This is a genomic window from Pseudomonas sp. QTF5 (assembly GCF_000512695.2).
In the GTDB taxonomy this organism is placed as follows: Bacteria; Pseudomonadota; Gammaproteobacteria; order Pseudomonadales; family Pseudomonadaceae; genus Aquipseudomonas.
Window position 1 is genome coordinate 22,880 of sequence record NZ_AZRW02000013.1, and the last position, 16,179, is coordinate 39,058.

Annotated in this window: 14 protein-coding genes; 7 read left to right on the top strand and 7 right to left on the bottom strand. The window is 58.1% G+C overall.

Going from position 1 to position 16,179, the window contains the following annotated elements; all coding sequences use genetic code 11:
• The first annotated feature begins 77 nt into the window (after positions 1 to 77).
• Positions 78 to 1,640: an alkyl hydroperoxide reductase subunit F gene (gene ahpF / locus IC37_RS12990; protein WP_030131432.1), complete on the top strand. Its 1,563-nt coding sequence runs from the start codon at positions 78 to 80 to the stop codon at positions 1,638 to 1,640.
• 176 nt (positions 1,641 to 1,816) lie between these two features.
• Here the strand turns inward: ahpF and gloA are convergent, their stop codons facing one another.
• Positions 1,817 to 2,338: a lactoylglutathione lyase gene (gloA, locus tag IC37_RS12995; protein WP_030131431.1), complete on the bottom strand. Its 522-nt coding sequence runs from the start codon at positions 2,336 to 2,338 to the stop codon at positions 1,817 to 1,819.
• A gap of 137 nt (positions 2,339 to 2,475) precedes the next feature.
• On the opposite strand from gloA, the gene IC37_RS13000 reads away from it, so the two are divergent.
• Complete coding sequence (locus IC37_RS13000) at positions 2,476 to 3,000, top strand: DUF4946 domain-containing protein (RefSeq protein ID WP_030131430.1); 525 nt, start codon at positions 2,476 to 2,478, stop codon at positions 2,998 to 3,000.
• Positions 3,001 to 3,165: 165 nt separating this feature from the next.
• Here the strand turns inward: IC37_RS13000 and IC37_RS13005 are convergent, their stop codons facing one another.
• The 3 genes from IC37_RS13005 to IC37_RS13015 form a co-directional block, all read right to left on the bottom strand.
• Positions 3,166 to 3,531 (bottom strand): histone-like nucleoid-structuring protein, MvaT/MvaU family, encoded by a 366-nt coding sequence (locus tag IC37_RS13005; RefSeq protein WP_008075430.1) that lies wholly within the window; start codon positions 3,529 to 3,531, stop codon positions 3,166 to 3,168.
• A 233-nt stretch (positions 3,532 to 3,764) separates the two neighbouring features.
• Entirely contained in the window at positions 3,765 to 5,300 is a 1,536-nt protein-coding gene (locus IC37_RS13010; protein WP_030131429.1) for an EAL domain-containing protein, read from the bottom strand.
• 105 nt (positions 5,301 to 5,405) lie between these two features.
• On the bottom strand, positions 5,406 to 6,278 hold the full coding sequence (locus tag IC37_RS13015; RefSeq protein WP_030131428.1) for a LysR family transcriptional regulator: 873 nt from the start codon (positions 6,276 to 6,278) through the stop codon (positions 5,406 to 5,408).
• A 78-nt stretch (positions 6,279 to 6,356) separates the two neighbouring features.
• Between IC37_RS13015 and IC37_RS13020 the strand changes: the two genes are divergently transcribed.
• Both IC37_RS13020 and hppD read left to right on the top strand, forming a co-directional pair.
• Positions 6,357 to 7,304 carry a DMT family transporter gene (locus IC37_RS13020; RefSeq protein WP_030131427.1) on the top strand — a complete coding sequence of 316 codons (948 nt, stop codon included), beginning with the start codon at positions 6,357 to 6,359 and terminating at the stop codon, positions 7,302 to 7,304.
• A gap of 246 nt (positions 7,305 to 7,550) precedes the next feature.
• Positions 7,551 to 8,627, top strand: a complete 1,077-nt coding sequence (gene hppD / locus IC37_RS13025; RefSeq protein ID WP_030131426.1) for a 4-hydroxyphenylpyruvate dioxygenase — start codon at positions 7,551 to 7,553, stop codon at positions 8,625 to 8,627.
• 181 nt (positions 8,628 to 8,808) lie between these two features.
• Here the strand turns inward: hppD and rarD are convergent, their stop codons facing one another.
• Together rarD and IC37_RS13040 are read right to left on the bottom strand one after the other, a co-directional pair.
• On the bottom strand, positions 8,809 to 9,687 hold the full coding sequence (gene rarD / locus IC37_RS13030; protein WP_030131425.1) for an EamA family transporter RarD: 879 nt from the start codon (positions 9,685 to 9,687) through the stop codon (positions 8,809 to 8,811).
• Between the two features lie 381 nt (positions 9,688 to 10,068).
• Positions 10,069 to 11,082, bottom strand: a complete 1,014-nt coding sequence (locus IC37_RS13040; protein ID WP_030131424.1) for an aldo/keto reductase — start codon at positions 11,080 to 11,082, stop codon at positions 10,069 to 10,071.
• 450 nt (positions 11,083 to 11,532) lie between these two features.
• Here IC37_RS13040 and IC37_RS13045 point away from each other — a divergent pair, with 450 nt between their 5' ends.
• Positions 11,533 to 11,892, top strand: a complete 360-nt coding sequence (locus tag IC37_RS13045) for a DUF6124 family protein (protein WP_030131423.1) — start codon at positions 11,533 to 11,535, stop codon at positions 11,890 to 11,892.
• Positions 11,893 to 12,098: 206 nt separating this feature from the next.
• On the opposite strand, the gene IC37_RS13050 is transcribed toward IC37_RS13045, so the two are convergent.
• On the bottom strand, positions 12,099 to 13,409 hold the full coding sequence (locus IC37_RS13050) for an MFS transporter (protein WP_030131422.1): 1,311 nt from the start codon (positions 13,407 to 13,409) through the stop codon (positions 12,099 to 12,101).
• A gap of 169 nt (positions 13,410 to 13,578) precedes the next feature.
• Here IC37_RS13050 and IC37_RS13055 point away from each other — a divergent pair, with 169 nt between their 5' ends.
• Together IC37_RS13055 and IC37_RS13060 are read left to right on the top strand one after the other, a co-directional pair.
• Complete coding sequence (locus IC37_RS13055; protein ID WP_030131421.1) at positions 13,579 to 14,691, top strand: sugar diacid recognition domain-containing protein; 1,113 nt, start codon at positions 13,579 to 13,581, stop codon at positions 14,689 to 14,691.
• Positions 14,692 to 14,895: 204 nt separating this feature from the next.
• On the top strand, positions 14,896 to 16,038 hold the full coding sequence (locus tag IC37_RS13060) for a glycerate kinase (RefSeq protein WP_030131420.1): 1,143 nt from the start codon (positions 14,896 to 14,898) through the stop codon (positions 16,036 to 16,038).
• Positions 16,039 to 16,179: the final 141 nt, after the last annotated feature.

Below are 16,179 nucleotides of genomic sequence, written 5' to 3' on the forward strand. Positions count from 1 at the left end.
TTAAAAAACGCCCGGGCGAGATTCGCTCGGGCGTTTTTTTTCGACTTCTTTTTATCGAATACATGGAAATCGCCCGTATGTTGGACGCCAATCTTAAAGCCCAGTTGAAATCGTACCTGGAACGGGTCACCCAGCCGATCGAGATCGTTGCCTCCCTCGACGACGGTGCGAAATCCCAGGAAATGCTCGCATTACTCAAAGACGTTGCCAGTCTTTCCACCCAGATTACGTTGCTCGACAACGGTGATGATGCGCGTAAACCATCGTTCTCGATCAACCGCCCAGGGGCCGATATCAGCCTGCGTTTTGCCGGTATCCCGATGGGCCACGAATTCACTTCACTGGTGCTGGCCCTGCTGCAAGTCGGCGGGCACCCTTCGAAGGCCAGTATCGAAGTGATCGAACAGATCCGCTCGCTCAAAGGCGAGTTCAACTTCGAGACTTACTTCTCGCTGTCCTGCCAGAACTGCCCGGACGTGGTCCAGGCATTGAACCTGATGGCTGTACTGAACCCGAACATCCGCCACGTCGCCATCGACGGCGCGCTGTTTCAGGCTGAAGTCGACGAGCGCCAGATCATGGCCGTTCCAAGCATTTACCTGAATGGCGTCAACTTTGGCCAGGGCCGCATGGGCCTCGAAGAGATTCTCGCCAAGATCGACACCAGCGGCATCGAGCGTCAGGCCGAGAAAATCAGCGCCAAAGAAGCCTTTGATGTACTGGTCGTCGGCGGTGGCCCGGCCGGTGCTTCGGCGGCGATCTACGCTGCTCGCAAAGGCATTCGCACCGGTGTGGCGGCTGAACGTTTTGGTGGTCAGGTGCTCGACACCATGGCCATCGAGAACTTCATCTCCGTGCAGGAAACCGAAGGGCCGAAACTGGCCGTGGCGCTGGAAGAACACGTCAAGCAGTACGACGTGGACATCATGAACCTGCAACGCGCCGACAAGCTGGTGCCAGGCAAAAATGGCGAACTGCACGAAATCCATTTCGCCAGCGGTGCGTCCTTGAAAGCCAAAACCGTTATTTTGGCGACCGGTGCCCGGTGGCGTGAAATGAACGTTCCGGGTGAGCAGCAATACCGCAACAAGGGCGTTGCGTACTGCCCGCACTGTGACGGTCCGCTGTTCAAAGGTAAGCGTGTGGCGGTGATCGGTGGCGGTAACTCAGGCGTCGAAGCGGCTATCGACCTGGCCGGTATCGTGTCCCACGTGACCCTGCTGGAGTTCGACGTCCAACTGCGCGCCGATGCAGTGTTGCAGCGCAAGTTGCACAGCCTGCCGAACGTCACCGTAATCACCAGTGCGCAAACCACTGAAGTGACTGGCGACGGCCAAAAGGTCAACGGCCTGCGCTACAAGGATCGCCAGTCGGACGAGTTGCGCACGGTCGAGCTGGAAGGGATTTTCGTGCAGATCGGTCTGCTGCCTAACACCGATTGGCTCAAAGGCACCATCGAGCTGTCGCCGCGCGGCGAGATCATTGTCGATGCCCGCGGTGAAACGTCGATGCCCGGCGTGTTCGCGGCAGGTGACGTGACCACCGTGCCGTACAAGCAAATCGTGATTGCGGTGGGCGAGGGCGCCAAGGCTTCCCTGAGCGCATTCGATCACTTGATCCGCACCTCGGCGCCTGCATAAACGCCGACGCTGAAAACACAAAACCCCATGAGCGATCATGGGGTTTTTTGTGTCTTGCACACGCCCAATGTGGGAGCGGGCTTGCTCGCGAAGGCGGACTGTCAGCCAGCATCACTGGTGAATAACACACCGCTTTCGCGAGCAAGCCCGCTCCCACAGGGAGTCTGCGGTGGGGTTTACATCGGTGCAGGCTGAATAATTTCGACCCAGTAACCATCCGGGTCCTTGATAAAGGCCAGGCTCTTCATGCGACCGTCGTTCAGGCGTTTCTGGAAATCGCAGCCCAGCGCTTCGAAGCGCTCGCATGCGGCACGAATGTCCGGCACCGAAATGCAGATATGGCCGAAGCCGCGTGGGTCGGTGTTGCCATTGTGATAGGCGAAATCCGCGTCGTTCTCGGTGCCGTGGTTGTGGGTCAGCTCGAGAATGCCGGGGATCGATTTCATCCACTCGGTGCGAGCAGCGGCATCGGCCGGGATCTGGTTTTTATCGACCAGCGCCAGGAAATACAGGCTGAACTCGGCTTCCGGGAAATCGCGTTTTTCCACCAGCGAAAAACCCAGGACGCGGGTGTAGAAGTCCAGGGACTGGGTGATGTCTTTGACCCGCAACATGGTGTGGTTGAAGACGAATTTCTGGGTGGCGGTGTCGGGTTGGGCGGTCACACCGGGAAAGGTGTTGAGTTCGTGCAGGCTCATGGGCCCTCCGGAAAACAAGCTAAGAATGCTCACAATGATACGCAACGGCTCTGGCATCGCCAAACCAAAACCGCAGGCTTGCCTGACAGCCGGGTGAGGCTCAGACTTTGCCCCTCAATCTGTGAGTGTTCATTGCAATGATCCGATCCTGTCAATTGATGTTCGTCCTGATGTGTTTGCTTTCAGGTGTTACCAGTGCTCATGCAGAGGCTCCGGTCATCACCTGGCCAAATGGATGGACCGTCGAGGCTGTCCCCCAAGACGAGGCTAAACCGCAGGTATCCCGGCAACGCGCGGTAAAAAACGATCAGGACGGTGCACCGGTGATGGTGATGGAATTGACCATGACTCAAGTGGAAAGCGGTCACCAGGTGAACCTGGAAGGCGTGCTGCTGGAAATGCGCAAGTCGGTGCAAAAGGACTTTTTTCAGAGTGGGTATCAGAGCGTTTGCACTAAAATTCACCCGACTACCTTGAGCCGGCTATCGGCGCTGGAAACTACCTGCACGATTACGCAGAACGGTCGACATGTGCTGTCTCAAACATTGGTGGCTGCGGTGGACGCCGATAAAGCCTATGTTCTTTCCTATGCAGGGGAGGCAGCGGCTTATCAGGCAAGTCAGGACGACATAGAGGCTGCTCGAAACAGCTTGAAACTTTAGTTTATGGTTTGCGTATCAGTAGATTTCAGCGTGTTCGGCATTTTTTAGATAGCCAAAGGGATTAAGCATAAAGTTGGTCGGTATGTAATGAATTGATCGACGACTATTAGACGTCATCCATGAAAAAGCCCTGCATTGGCAGGGCTTTTTTATGACCGCGAGCGCTTAGCCGCGCAGCCAGGAATCAACGGTAGCGGCCCCGTATTGTTCCTTCCAGGCTTTCAGGCCGCGGTGGTTGCCGCCCTTGGTTTCAATCAGTTCACCGGTGTGCGGGTTCTGATAAACCTTGACCACGCGAGCGCGGCGGGTTTTAGGCGCTGCTGCCTGCTGCAGGCCGGATTTCGCCGGGTTCGGATCGAGGATGGCGATGATGTCGCGCAAGCTCTTGCCGTAGGTTTTCATCAGCCCCTGGAGCTTTTCTTCGAATTCGATTTCTTTCTTGAGCCCGGCATCATTCTTCAGTGATTCCAACTGCTTGAGCTGTTCTTGAAGAGCCTTTTCAGCTGCACGGAATTCAGCGAGTCTGGACAATATCTTTACTCCAATAGTGTGTTTGGCTGATACCAACCGCAAACAAAGCTATAAGCCAAGAGCCTTGAAGCGACTCGGTGATAATGGCGCACCTGCCAGTTCTGCACAGGTATGAAAAATTGTAGTAGTTAATTGACCAAGAGTAAATCCTGACTTTTTCTTCATGTAACAAGAGTAGACTTTTGATTCAATTTGGTGCGCACCATCATGGCTTCGATGCTTGAAGTGGTTAGTTAATGATCACTTAATGCTCTAATGAATTCTGCACCGGGCATCGGCCGGCCAAACAGAAAACCTTGCAGAAAGTTCACGCCGTGGGCCGTCAGATAGTCACTTTGTTCTACGGTTTCCACGCCTTCGGCGACGATACCCAGATCAAGTTTGCCCGAGAGCTCGATGATGCTGTCCAGAATGTGCCGGGAGAGGGCATCGACGCCGATCATGGCCACAAAACTCTGGTCGATTTTCAGGAAGTCAACATTGAACTGACGCAAATAACCCAGACTTGAGTGGCCGGTGCCGAAGTCATCAATCGCGATCATCACGCCCAAGCCGTGAAGCTGCTCGAACAGGTGCAGGGTGATGGCTGTCGGCTCGATGAGTTCGCGTTCGGTCAGTTCCAGCACCAGGTTGATGCTGCCAGGTGCGAAAGCGCTGAGGAACTCACGGCAGTCCTCGACCAGCTCCAGATCCCGGCAGTGACTGGCAGTGATGTTGATCCCGATGTGAAATGGCCCGTCGAACGACGCCGACAAGGGGGCGAGCAATGCGCAGGTCTGTCGCATCAAGGAACGAGTCATCGGCACGATCAGACCGGAATGTTCGGCAAACGGAATGAACAGATCCGGGCGTACCAGGCCTTCCTTGGGATGTTTCCAACGCATTAATACTTCGGCGCCGGACCACTGTTTATTGTCGCCCTGCACCACGGGCTGAAAATACGGAATGAACTCTGCTGCCTCCAGCGCCCGCTGCATTTCACGGCTGGGCGAGGTCGAGCGCTTCTGCAGGACATGCCCGATCGAGCCTGACACCATACCGAAGAACATCAACAGGCTGAACAGCGGCGGGTACTCACTGCGCATATATCGCCAGGTTTCTCCTTCGGGGAAACCGGCGGCCACCGTAAAGGCATAACGCGCAGACGTCAGTGTGTTTTGCGCCACCGGCAAGACGGGCAGGGTGTCGTCGTGGACTTTGCCATCGGCGGACAGCCAATTAGGGCCGATTCGCAGCAACAGTAATGTCTTGCGACCCATCAAGCGCAACACGTTACTCAGGTGATAACCGTCCAGCGTGGTCAATGCGCCCTGGTTTCCTTCGCTAAGCCGATACACTAACAACGCGGTATTGGGCGTGACCGCATTACCGTTCATGAGCCAGAGCGTGCCTTGGGTATAGTCGCCGGGATTGATCTTTTCCTGATAGTCGCCGAACAACGAACTGCAATAGAGGTTGTTGTCCCATACAAGATTGGTCGAGCGCACGAACGGTCGGCGGGTGACTTGTTCACGCAGGGCCAGTTTAACGTCATTGCAGTTTTGGCCAGCCAGTGGCAATAGTTGCCGCGCCGCTTGGGCATTGTTGTCGAGCATCAGCTCGAATTGGCGAACGGCTTCCTCGCCAGTCAGTTCGGTACTTTGCTTGAGCGTACGTTCAGCTTGCAGATAGAGAATGGCGACCCCCAGCAACACCGGGAGCAACCCGCTCAAAACAGTCACAGCGATCCGGGTGCCACGCTTGCGGCGATTTTTGACGTTCAGTGGCATTCGCAAATCCATCGCGGTAAAAAAAAGGGCACTCAAAGGTTGGCAGGGAGACACGTCTCCCGGAAGAGTTCAGCCATGATAGTTGGCCGACAGCATTTATGCCGTTCAATGATCATTCAGGCTCGAAGCCAGTTTGATAAAGGCCAGCGTCGCAGGTGATGACTGACGCTGATCGAGCACCGCCAGCCCGACCGGGCGGCTGACCGGTGGCGACAGAGGTTTTTTCACGTAGCGGTTGTCGTTGTCGTCAGGCAAAGAGCCTTCGGCAACAACGGTCAGGGCATCGCCACGGCCGACGGTGGCCAGCGTGCTGAGCAACTGCGAGCAGCGATAGCGAATGTTCGGCGTCAATCGCGCCGCATTGAATAAGCGCGACACCAGTTCCGAAGAGCCGGCTTCGGTCAGCACAAAAGGGTCGTGGCACAAATCGCTCAAGCTCAACCTGTCGCGACCGGCCAGCGCATGGTCGGCAGGTAGCAGCGCGACCATCTGGTCCTCGATCAGCCTGAACGTGTCGAAACGTTCCTGGGGCAATACCACGAAGCCGATATCGATACGCCGTTCTTCCAGCCACTGGATCACCTGGCGATCCGGTCCTTCGTCGATGTGAACCTCGATGCCCGGGTGTGCAGCGCGGTAATGTTGCAGGATTTTCGGCAGCAGTTTGATCGATGAAGTCGGACCGAACGAGCCGATGCGCAGGGTGCCGCATTTCATTCCGCGAGCATCCGCCGCTTCCTGGCGCAAGGTGCTGGCCAGCCCGAGCATTGCCCGAGCGCGCAGCAATAGCTGCTGGCCGATGTCACTCAGCTCGACGTGAGACTGATGCCGGCGCAGCAGTTCGACGCCCAATTCCTGTTCCAGCGACTTGAGCGCGTGAGACACCGCGGATTGGGAAATTTCCAAACGATTGGCCGCCGCCGTGAAGCCGCGCAGTTCGGCCACCAGCGAGAAAATCTCGAGTTGTGTGAGGGTCATGAGTATTTACTCATTTTACGATGATCTGGAATTAGTCGAATGATACGCCATGTGCCCGATTTCTGATGGTGGAGACTTATGACTACGTGTGAACAGACCCTGGCGAATTCCTCGGATGTACCGGTTTATCTGAAACTGGCAGCGGTCACCATGATCTGGGGCGGGACGTTTGTCGCCGGGCGATTTCTGGCCGACAGCCTCAGTCCGTTATTGGCCGCGAGCCTGCGGTTCTTGCTGGCGAGCGCGGCGTTGCTGCTGTTTCTGTTGCTGGCGCGGGTGCCTTTGGTGCGACCTAGCCCTCGGCAATGGCTGCAGTTAGCGTTATTGGGATTCTTCGGGATCTTCTTCTACAACCTGTGCTTCTTTTACGGGCTGCATTACATCAACGCGTCACGGGCGTCATTAATCGTGGCGTTGAACCCGGCCGTGATTGGTCTGGCGTCGTGGTTGCTGTTCAAGGAGCGATTGAGCGGGGCGAAAGTGGCGGGTATTGCGATCTGCATTGCCGGCGCCAGTCTGGTGATCGTCAGTCGCAATCCGCAATTGCTGGCCGGTGGTACGGATGCCTGGATCGGCGATCTGTTGATCTTCGGCTGCGTGCTCGGTTGGGGCATTTATTCGCTGTTTTCCAAAGGCCTGAATCAAACGCTGGGGCCGGTGCAGACGGTGACGTACTCGATTTTGCTGGGCACGCTGATGCTCTGGGTGACCAGCGCCGTGCGTGGCGAGCTGAGTGTCGCGGCGCTCGCCGAACTCGGCACGCAACAATGGTTGAGCCTGATGTACCTGGGCGTGCTGGGTTCGGCATTGGCCTATATTGGTTATTACGACGGTATCCGCAAAATCGGTGCGACGCGTTCGGGTGTGTTCATCGCCTTGAACCCGCTGACCGCCGTTTTGTTTGGCGCGTTGCTGCTGGGCGAGCAATTGACCCCGGTGATGTGCCTGGGCGGTGGGCTGATCCTGGCGGGGATTTTTCTGTGCAACAAACCGCTTGCACAGGCTGCGAAAAGGGGGATTTTATAAGAAGGATGGACAACTGATTTACGCTGTGTAGAATCGGGTTACGCATATAAGAATAATCCTCTTCTGGCAGCAGAAGCCTCGCCCGCAAGAGCCTTGGGTCGACAATGAAGATATTTGGGTTTCAATTGATCTACGGTGACTTCCTCGCCCGCAGTGTGCGGGGCATCTCCTGTGCGCCACCCGCCGGTCTCAGCATTGCTAGCAACTAACGATCCGTTAATTGATAAGAAATGATGAGGCGCCAAAATGGCAGATTTATACGAAAACCCAATGGGCCTGATGGGCTTTGAGTTCATCGAATTCGCATCGCCGACCCCTAACACCCTGGAGCCGATCTTCGAGATCATGGGCTTCAGCAAAGTCGCGACCCACCGTTCCAAAGACGTGCACCTGTATCGTCAGGGCGCGATCAACCTGATCCTCAACAACGAACCGAACAGCGTGGCGTCTTACTTCGCGGCCGAGCACGGCCCGTCGGTGTGCGGCATGGCGTTCCGCGTCAAGGATTCGCAAAAGGCCTACAAGCGTGCCCTGGAACTCGGTGCCCAACCGATCCACATCGAAACCGGTCCGATGGAACTGCACCTGCCGGCGATCAAAGGCATTGGCGGCGCGCCGCTGTACCTGATCGACCGTTTCGGCGAAGGCAGCTCGATCTATGACATCGACTTCGTGTTCATCGAAGGCGTGGACCGCAACCCGGTCGGGGCCGGCCTGAAGATCATCGATCACCTGACCCACAACGTGTATCGCGGTCGCATGGCTTACTGGGCGAACTTCTACGAGAAGCTGTTCAACTTCCGCGAGATCCGTTACTTCGACATCAAAGGCGAATACACCGGCCTGACCTCCAAGGCGATGACCGCGCCGGACGGCATGATCCGTATCCCGCTGAACGAAGAGTCGTCCAAGGGCGCCGGGCAGATCGAAGAGTTCCTGATGCAATTCAACGGGGAGGGCATTCAGCACGTGGCCTTCCTCAGCGATGACCTGATCAAGACCTGGGATCACTTGAAAAGCATCGGCATGCGCTTCATGACGCCGCCGCCAGACACCTACTACGAAATGCTCGAAGGCCGTTTGCCGAACCATGGCGAACCGGTCGATCAACTGCAAGCACGAGGCATTTTGCTGGACGGTTCGTCCGAGTCGGGCGACAAGCGTCTGCTGCTGCAAATCTTCTCGGAAACCCTGATGGGCCCGGTGTTCTTCGAATTCATCCAGCGTAAAGGCGACGATGGTTTCGGCGAAGGTAACTTCAAGGCGCTGTTCGAGTCCATCGAACGTGATCAGGTTCGTCGGGGCGTGCTCTCCACCGATTAAGCCGTTTCAGATGTAAGAAAGCCCGGTCAGCAGCAATGCTGGCCGGGCTTTTTTTTGGATCATGCAAAACCAATGTGGGAGCGGGCTTGCTCGCGAAGAGGGAGTGTCAGTCGACATTAATGTTGTCTGGCACACCGCTTTCGCGAGCAACCCGCTCCCACAGGGTTCGTCATTGCTTGGCTTATCGTCGATGACGCATCAAATGCTTGAACCCTTCAAACACCAACACCAGTACCGCCAACCAGATCGGAATATAGGTCAGCCATTCGCCGGGCTTGATGCTTTCCCCCAACAGTAACGCCACGCCGAGCAACAGCACCGGTTCGACGTAACTCAACAACCCGAACAGGCTGAACGGCAGCAAACGGCTGGCAATGATGTAGACCACCAGCGCCGAAGCGCTGATCACGCCGAGTAGCGGAATCAGCCAGGACAACATCGGGTACTGATCGAAAACGCCAAAGCCTTGCTCACCGCCCTGCACGAACCAGAACGCCACCGGCAGCATCAACGCCATATCCAGCCAGAGCCCGCCAAGGTTGTCCGTGGCCAGGCGCTTGCGCAGGATGAAATAGATCGGATAGCCGACCACCACCAGCAAGGTCGCCCAGGAAAAACCGCCGACCTGATACAACTCGTTGAGCACGCCTAGGCTGGCGAAGAACACGGCCATTTTCTGCAGGTAGGAAAGACGCTCGCCATAGACGATTCGTCCGGTCAGGACCATCGACAGCGGCAACAGGAAATACCCCAGCGACACGTCGAGGCTATAATCGTTGAGCGGTGCCCACATGAACAACCAGAGTTGCAGGCCCAGCAGCACTGCGGAGCCAATCAGGCCGACAATCAGCTTTGGCTTGCCAGCCAGCCGCCGAACAATCTCGACCACGCGCTTCCACTCACCGGACACCACCATGAACACAGTCATGCATGGCGCGGTCAGCAGCATCCGCCAACCGAAGATCTCCACGCCGCTCAAAGGTGAGAGCAGCGAAGTGTAGTAATACATGACGGCAAACAGCACCGAGGCTGTGACCGATAGAGCGATACCTTTAGACAAACTGCCCTCGCGTGACATTGTAGAGCGTGAAGCGGGCGCAGAGGATACGTGGTTTTCGAACCTGAAATTGTCCGAACGATCAATACCCATCGAGTGTGGCAGACAGCCTATTCAAAGGGTGCTTGCAACACTGCCATCGCGAGCAGGTTCGCTCCCACATTTGGCCGGTGTGTACTCAATACCTGCGGTCCACACTAAACCCTGTGGGAGCGGGCTTGCTCGCGAAAGCGGTCTGCCAGCCAATATCAATGTTGAATGTGAAACCGTCTTCGCGAGCAAGTCGGATCGCCGCACCGCCGCTCCCACATTTTGACCGATGCGGTACACAATTTTGCAGTCGACACAATCCCCCTGTGGGAGCGAGCCTGCTCGCGATAAATCTCAAGCCGTACCCGGTTTACGCCCCGACACAAAATGGCTCACGTCATTGAACCCCGGCGTCGACGCATGTCCCGGTGTCACCAGCGAATCGATAAAGGCTTCATCTTCCGCCGTGATCTTCACCGCTTGCGCCTTGGTGTACGCGTCCCACTGTTCTTCGGTGCGCGGACCGACGATGGCTGAGGTGACGGCGCTGTTGTTTAGCACCCACGCGATGGCGAACTCGACGATGCCCACGCCACGGTCTTGAGTGTATTGCTGAATTTGCTGGGCGATGCGCAGGGACTCGACCCGCCATTCGGTTTCCAGGATGCGTTTGTCCTGGCGACCGGCGCGGCTGTTGGCGTCCGGCGTCACGTCCGGCGCGTACTTGCCACTGAGCACTCCGCGCGCCAGCGGACTGTAAGGCACCACGCCCAGGCCGTAGTTTTGCGCGGCGGTGATCTGCTCGGCCTCCGCCTGGCGGTTGACGATGTTGTACAGCGGCTGACTGATGATCGGACGGTCGATGCCGAGTTTGTCGGCTACACGAATCACCTCGGCAATGCGCCAGCCGCGATAGTTCGACAAGCCCCAGTAGCGAATCTTGCCCTGGCGGATCGAATCGCCAATGGCCGACACCGTGACTTCCAGCGGCGTGTTGTGGTCTTCGCGGTGCAGGTAATAGATGTCGAGATAGTCAGTGCCGAGCCGGGTCAGGCTGGCTTCGAGACCATTAAAGAAATGCTTGCGACTCAAACCGCTGCGGTTCGGCACGCCATCCACCGGGCCGAAGCCGACCTTGGTGGCCAGCACCCATTCGTGGCGGTTGCCGGCAATCGCTTCGCCGACGATCTCTTCGGAGCGGCCGTTGGTGTACACGTCCGCGGTGTCGATGAAGTTGATGCCCTGGTCCCAGGCCTTGTCGATGATCCGCAGGGAATCTTCGGTGCTGGTCTGTTCGCCGAACATCATGGTACCCAATGTGAGGGTCGACACCTGTAAACCCGAATGACCCAGCGTGCGATAGCTCATGACGAAATCCTTTTACCGGTCAGAAAGGCCTAATCAAATACCAGAACCGTGGCTGGGAGCAATCGGAATTATTGACTCAGTCCCACATTGGATAAGTGGCAATAAACAGCAATGTTTAAATGGCATCGATGGATGCTCTCAGAGGCTACACATCCTTGCGCCGTTGCCTACGACTACGCCAGAATCCGCCGGCTAGTGCATCTTTGGCCCGGGCTATATCGTTTCCTTGTCGCTGAAAAACAGTGATGGGGTTTGGTAGCCCGTTGCGAGGTGCATAAGCATCATGATTTGCAGTGTTTGTTCGACTCTGCTTTATGGTGGTCATGCACAGGGCGCTTTCGAGCGCGCCGGTCTCCTCGCATCCCGGTCTACCAACCTGCGCATGGCCGCCACCCTACGTTTGGTAGCGAAGGGTGATGGTTCCTTTATACGATGAGAGGAGCTTTATTTATGTTCAAACCAACGCCAAATCCACCAGAAACCGATCCAACATCCCCCTACGAATCCCTCGATTCCAAAAAGCTCCACGAAGCCGCCGATCGCGCCCTCGACCACTACCTCAAACCGCCCACCCCCAAAGACACCGCGCGCAAACCCAGCACCATCTACCACGTGGGTGCAAAGGTCGATAACGAAACCCTGCTGGTCAACGCCTGCGAATCCCTGGCGTCAGCTAGCGTGATGCTCAGTGAGTTCGCCGGGTTGATGGACATGCCACATCGCAACATGATGTTGGGGATTCAATCGGTGGTCATGCTCGGTGAGCTGGCCGTCAACCGGGTGCTGGATAACCTCGATCCTCAGAACTGAGCGATCCATTGTGGCGAGGGAGCTTGCTCCCGCTCGGCTGCGAAGCAGTCGCAAAACCGGTTTATGCGGTGTGCCTGAAAATACGCGGTTGCAGGTTTTAGGGTCGCTTCGCAACCCAGCGGGAGCAAGCTCCCTCGCCACAGAAGCATCTGTGCATCCATGAAATGAGAAACGGCCCGAAAGGGCCGTTTTTGTTTTCGCAGAACCTAAACCCGCAACGTCCGGGTCATGCGCAACGCCAGCAAACTCCCACAAACAATCACACCCGCCAGCAGATAAAGCGCCGCATCGGTCGACCCGGTGCTGTCCTTGACCCAACCCACCAGATACGGGCTAAGGAAACCCGCCATCTGCCCCATGGAGTTGATCAACGCCAAGCCACCGGCAGCCGCACCCGCGCTAAGCATGGCGGTCGGCACCGGCCAGAACATCGGCAGGCCGGTGAGGGCGCCCATGGTGGCGATGGTCAGACCGAGGATGGCGATGGTCGGGTTGGCGGCGAAGTTCACCGCGATCAACAGGCCCACCGCGCCCATCAGCATCGGCACCACCAAGTGCCAGCGGCGTTCTTTGCGCAGGTCCGCCGAGCGACCGACCATCAACATGAACACCGCCGCCAGCAGATACGGAATCGCACTGAGCCAACCAATCACCAGGTTATCGCTGAAACCCAGGTTCTTGATGATCGACGGCAGCCAGAAGTTGATCGCGTAGACACCGCTCTGGATGCAGAAATAAATCAGGCCGAAGGCCCAGATCGCCGGGTTCTTGAACACCGCCAGCAAGGAATCGGTAGCGGTTTTCGGCTTGCTGGCCAGGTCTTCAGCGTGATCGGCCTCAAGCACCGAACGCTCGTAAGGGGTCAGCCACTTGGCGTTGGCGTAACTGTCGCTGAGCAGGAAGTAGGCGAGGGCGCCGAGAATAACGGTCGGAATGCCTTGCAGCAGGAACATCCACTGCCAGCCGGTCAAACCGGCCTGGCCTGCGCCGAAGTGGTTGAGGATCCAGCCAGAAAACGGACTGCCGAGCAGGCCGGACACCGGGATCGCCGACATGAACAGCGCCATGATGCGACCACGACGGAACGTCGGGAACCACTGCGAGAGGTACAGCACCACGCCCGGGAAGAACCCCGCTTCGGCCGCACCGGTAAACAGGCGCAGGGTGTAGAACTCGGTCGGTGTAGTGACGAACAACAGGCAAGTCGACAGCGTGCCCCAGGTGATCATCATCAGCGCGATCCAGCGTCGCGGGCCGAATTTGGTCAAAGCCAGGTTGCTCGGTACGCCACAGAGTACGTAGCCGATGAAGAAGATCCCGGCGCCAAGGCCGTACACGGTTTCGCTGAATTTCAGTGCGTCGAGCATCTGCAGTTTGGCAAACCCGACGTTCACCCGGTCAAGGTAGTTGAACAGGTAGCAGATGAAGATGAAGGGGATCAAACGCAGGGTAATGCGTTTGTAGACGGCGTTTTTGTCGTCAGCGGTGGCCAGGGTAGCTGCGGCGCTCTGTGACATGGCGGGCTCTCTCTTTATTATGATTTTTTGCGACGCAAGGGTAACGTTGATCGCCCAGTGAGTCTCGGCCACCCCTTGGGTGATTGTCTTTGTGCCTGAGCACAGGGTTTATGACCAAGGCCTGTGCGGGTGAACAACCCGTTCCATCACGTTTTCAAGGAACCGCGCTATGTTCGAACTCGATCACGACCTGGCCCAGGACATCGTCGACCGGGCGATGGCCATCCTGCCGCACAACGTCAATGTCATGGACAGCCAGGGGCTGATTCTCGGCAGCGGCGAACCGGAGCGCATCAACACCCGCCACGAAGGCGCGCAATTGGTGCTGGCCAACGGGCGCGTGGTGGAGATCGATGCGCAGACCGCGATTCACCTCAAAGGCGTGCAACCGGGGATCAACCTGCCGCTGTTGCTCGATCAGCGTTTGATTGGTGTGCTGGGCATTACCGGCGAGCCTGAACAATTGCGCACCTACGCCGAACTGGTGCGCATGACCGCCGAGATGCTGGTGGGCCAGCGCAATCAGCAGGCCGAGCAGCAATGGCGGCGGCAGCGTTGTGATGACCTGTTGGCGCTGCTGCTCAGCGAGGCGGGGGATTCGCCGCGGTTGCTGGATGAAGCGCAGCAACTGGGGCTCAAACCGCAATTGACGCGGGTGCCGTACCTGTTCGAGTTGGGCATGGAACACGGTCCCGGCCAGACCGTCGAAGCGCTCAGCGCCTGGCTGATGTCGCGCTACCCGGACAGTTGGTGCGTGAGCTCGGCCAAGTCTTCGTTGCTGTGGTGCCGACCGGCGACGCCTGCGATCGAGAACGATCGGTTGCTGGAGAAGCTCGATGGCCTCGGCTGGAATATTTTGCGCATTGCCGTGGGCGGGCAGGCTGATGGATTGTCGGGGTTGCGCCGCTGCTATCGGCGGGTCGGTGATTTGCTGGCCTATGGACGCGATGTGCTGCCGCATTCGCGATTGCTAACCCTGAACCGTTATCGGCTGCCGGTGATGCTCTGGCGGCACCGCAATGACGATGCGCTGGATGAATTGCTGCGGCCGTTGCGCAAAGTCATCGCCAAGGATGGTAATGGTCAACTGCTGGCGACGCTGCGCAGTTGGTGCGAACACGACGGCCAGAGCCAGGCCTGTGCCGATGCGCTGGGGATCCATCGCAACAGTTTGCGTTACCGCATGGAGCGGATTGCCGAGTTGAGTGGGGTTGATCCGTTGCGGTTGGATGGGATGTTGGCGCTGTATCTGGGCGTTCAGCTTCTGCCGCAAACTGATTAGAGAGGTGGTGATTGTAAGGACGCCTTCGCGGGCAAGCCTCGCTCCTACAAGAGCGAGGCTTGCCCGCGAAGAGGCCATCCCAATCGCTATCAATCCTGGGTTTTGTGGAAATGAACAATAATCCTCATGCCCGCTTGTGCAGCGGACCGGCGTTATTGTTCATGGCGGCTGGCAGCATGGACGCATTGGAACTGGAGAATTCGCATGAAAATCGTCATCGCCCCCGACTCGTTCAAGGACAGCCTCAGCGCCCAAGGCGTGGCGGATGCCATCGCGCTCGGACTGGCCGAGGTCTGGCCGGACGCACAATTGCTCAAATGCCCGATGGCGGACGGTGGGGAAGGCACGGTCGAATCGATTCTCGCCGCGTGCGACGGAGAGCGGCGCCGCACCCGCGTTCGCGGGCCGTTGGGCGCAACGGTCGATGCCGCCTGGGGCTGGCTGCCGCAGAGCCACACCGCAATCATCGAAATGGCCGAGGCCAGTGGCCTGCAATTGGTTGCGCCGAACCTGCGCGATGCCTGCACCAGCAGCACCTTCGGCACCGGGGAATTGATCCGCGCCGCGCTGGATGCCGGCGCGCAACGGGTGATCCTGGCGATTGGCGGCAGCGCCACCAACGACGGCGGCGCTGGAGCGATGCAGGCTTTGGGCGTGAAGCTGCTGGACGCTCAGGGTCAAGTCCTGATGCCTGGCGGTCTGGCTCTGGCGCAACTGGCCCGTCTTGATCTAAGCAACATCGATCCGCGTCTGGCCAAGGTGCGCTTCGACATCGCCGCCGACGTCAATAACCCGCTGTGCGGCCCTCACGGTGCCTCAGCGATTTTCGGCCCGCAGAAAGGCGCGTCACCCGAGCAAGTCGAGCAACTGGATCACGCCCTCGGGCACTTTGCCGAACGCTGCGCCCAAGTCCTGGACAAAGACGTGCGCGACGAACCGGGCAGCGGCGCGGCGGGCGGCCTGGGGTTTGCCGCGAAGGCGTTTCTCGGCGCGCAATTTCAGGCTGGCGTGGAAGTGGTCGCTGAACTGGTGGGTTTGGCCGAGGCGGTCAAAGGCGCCGACCTGGTGATTACCGGTGAGGGGCGTTTCGATGCCCAGACGTTGCGCGGTAAAACTCCGTTTGGCGTGGCGCGCATTGCACGCCAGCACGGCGTGCCGGTCATCGTCATCGCCGGCACCTTGGGCGAGGGGTATCAGGCGCTGTATGAGCATGGCATCGATGCGTCATTCGCGTTGGCAAGCGGGCCGATGACACTGGAGCAGGCCTGCTCCGACGCGCCGCGTTTGTTGCGCGAGCGCGCCCGTGATATTGCGCGGGTGTGGCGGGTGGCGGCCCGCAAGGCCTGACCCAATCCTCAGCAGAAAGAAATCCCTGTGGCGAGGGGGCTTGCCCCCGTTGGGCTGCGAAGCAGTCCTAAAAACCTGCAACCTCATTCCGCCAGGCACACCGCATGCACCGGATTTGCGACTGCTGCGCAGCCCAACGGG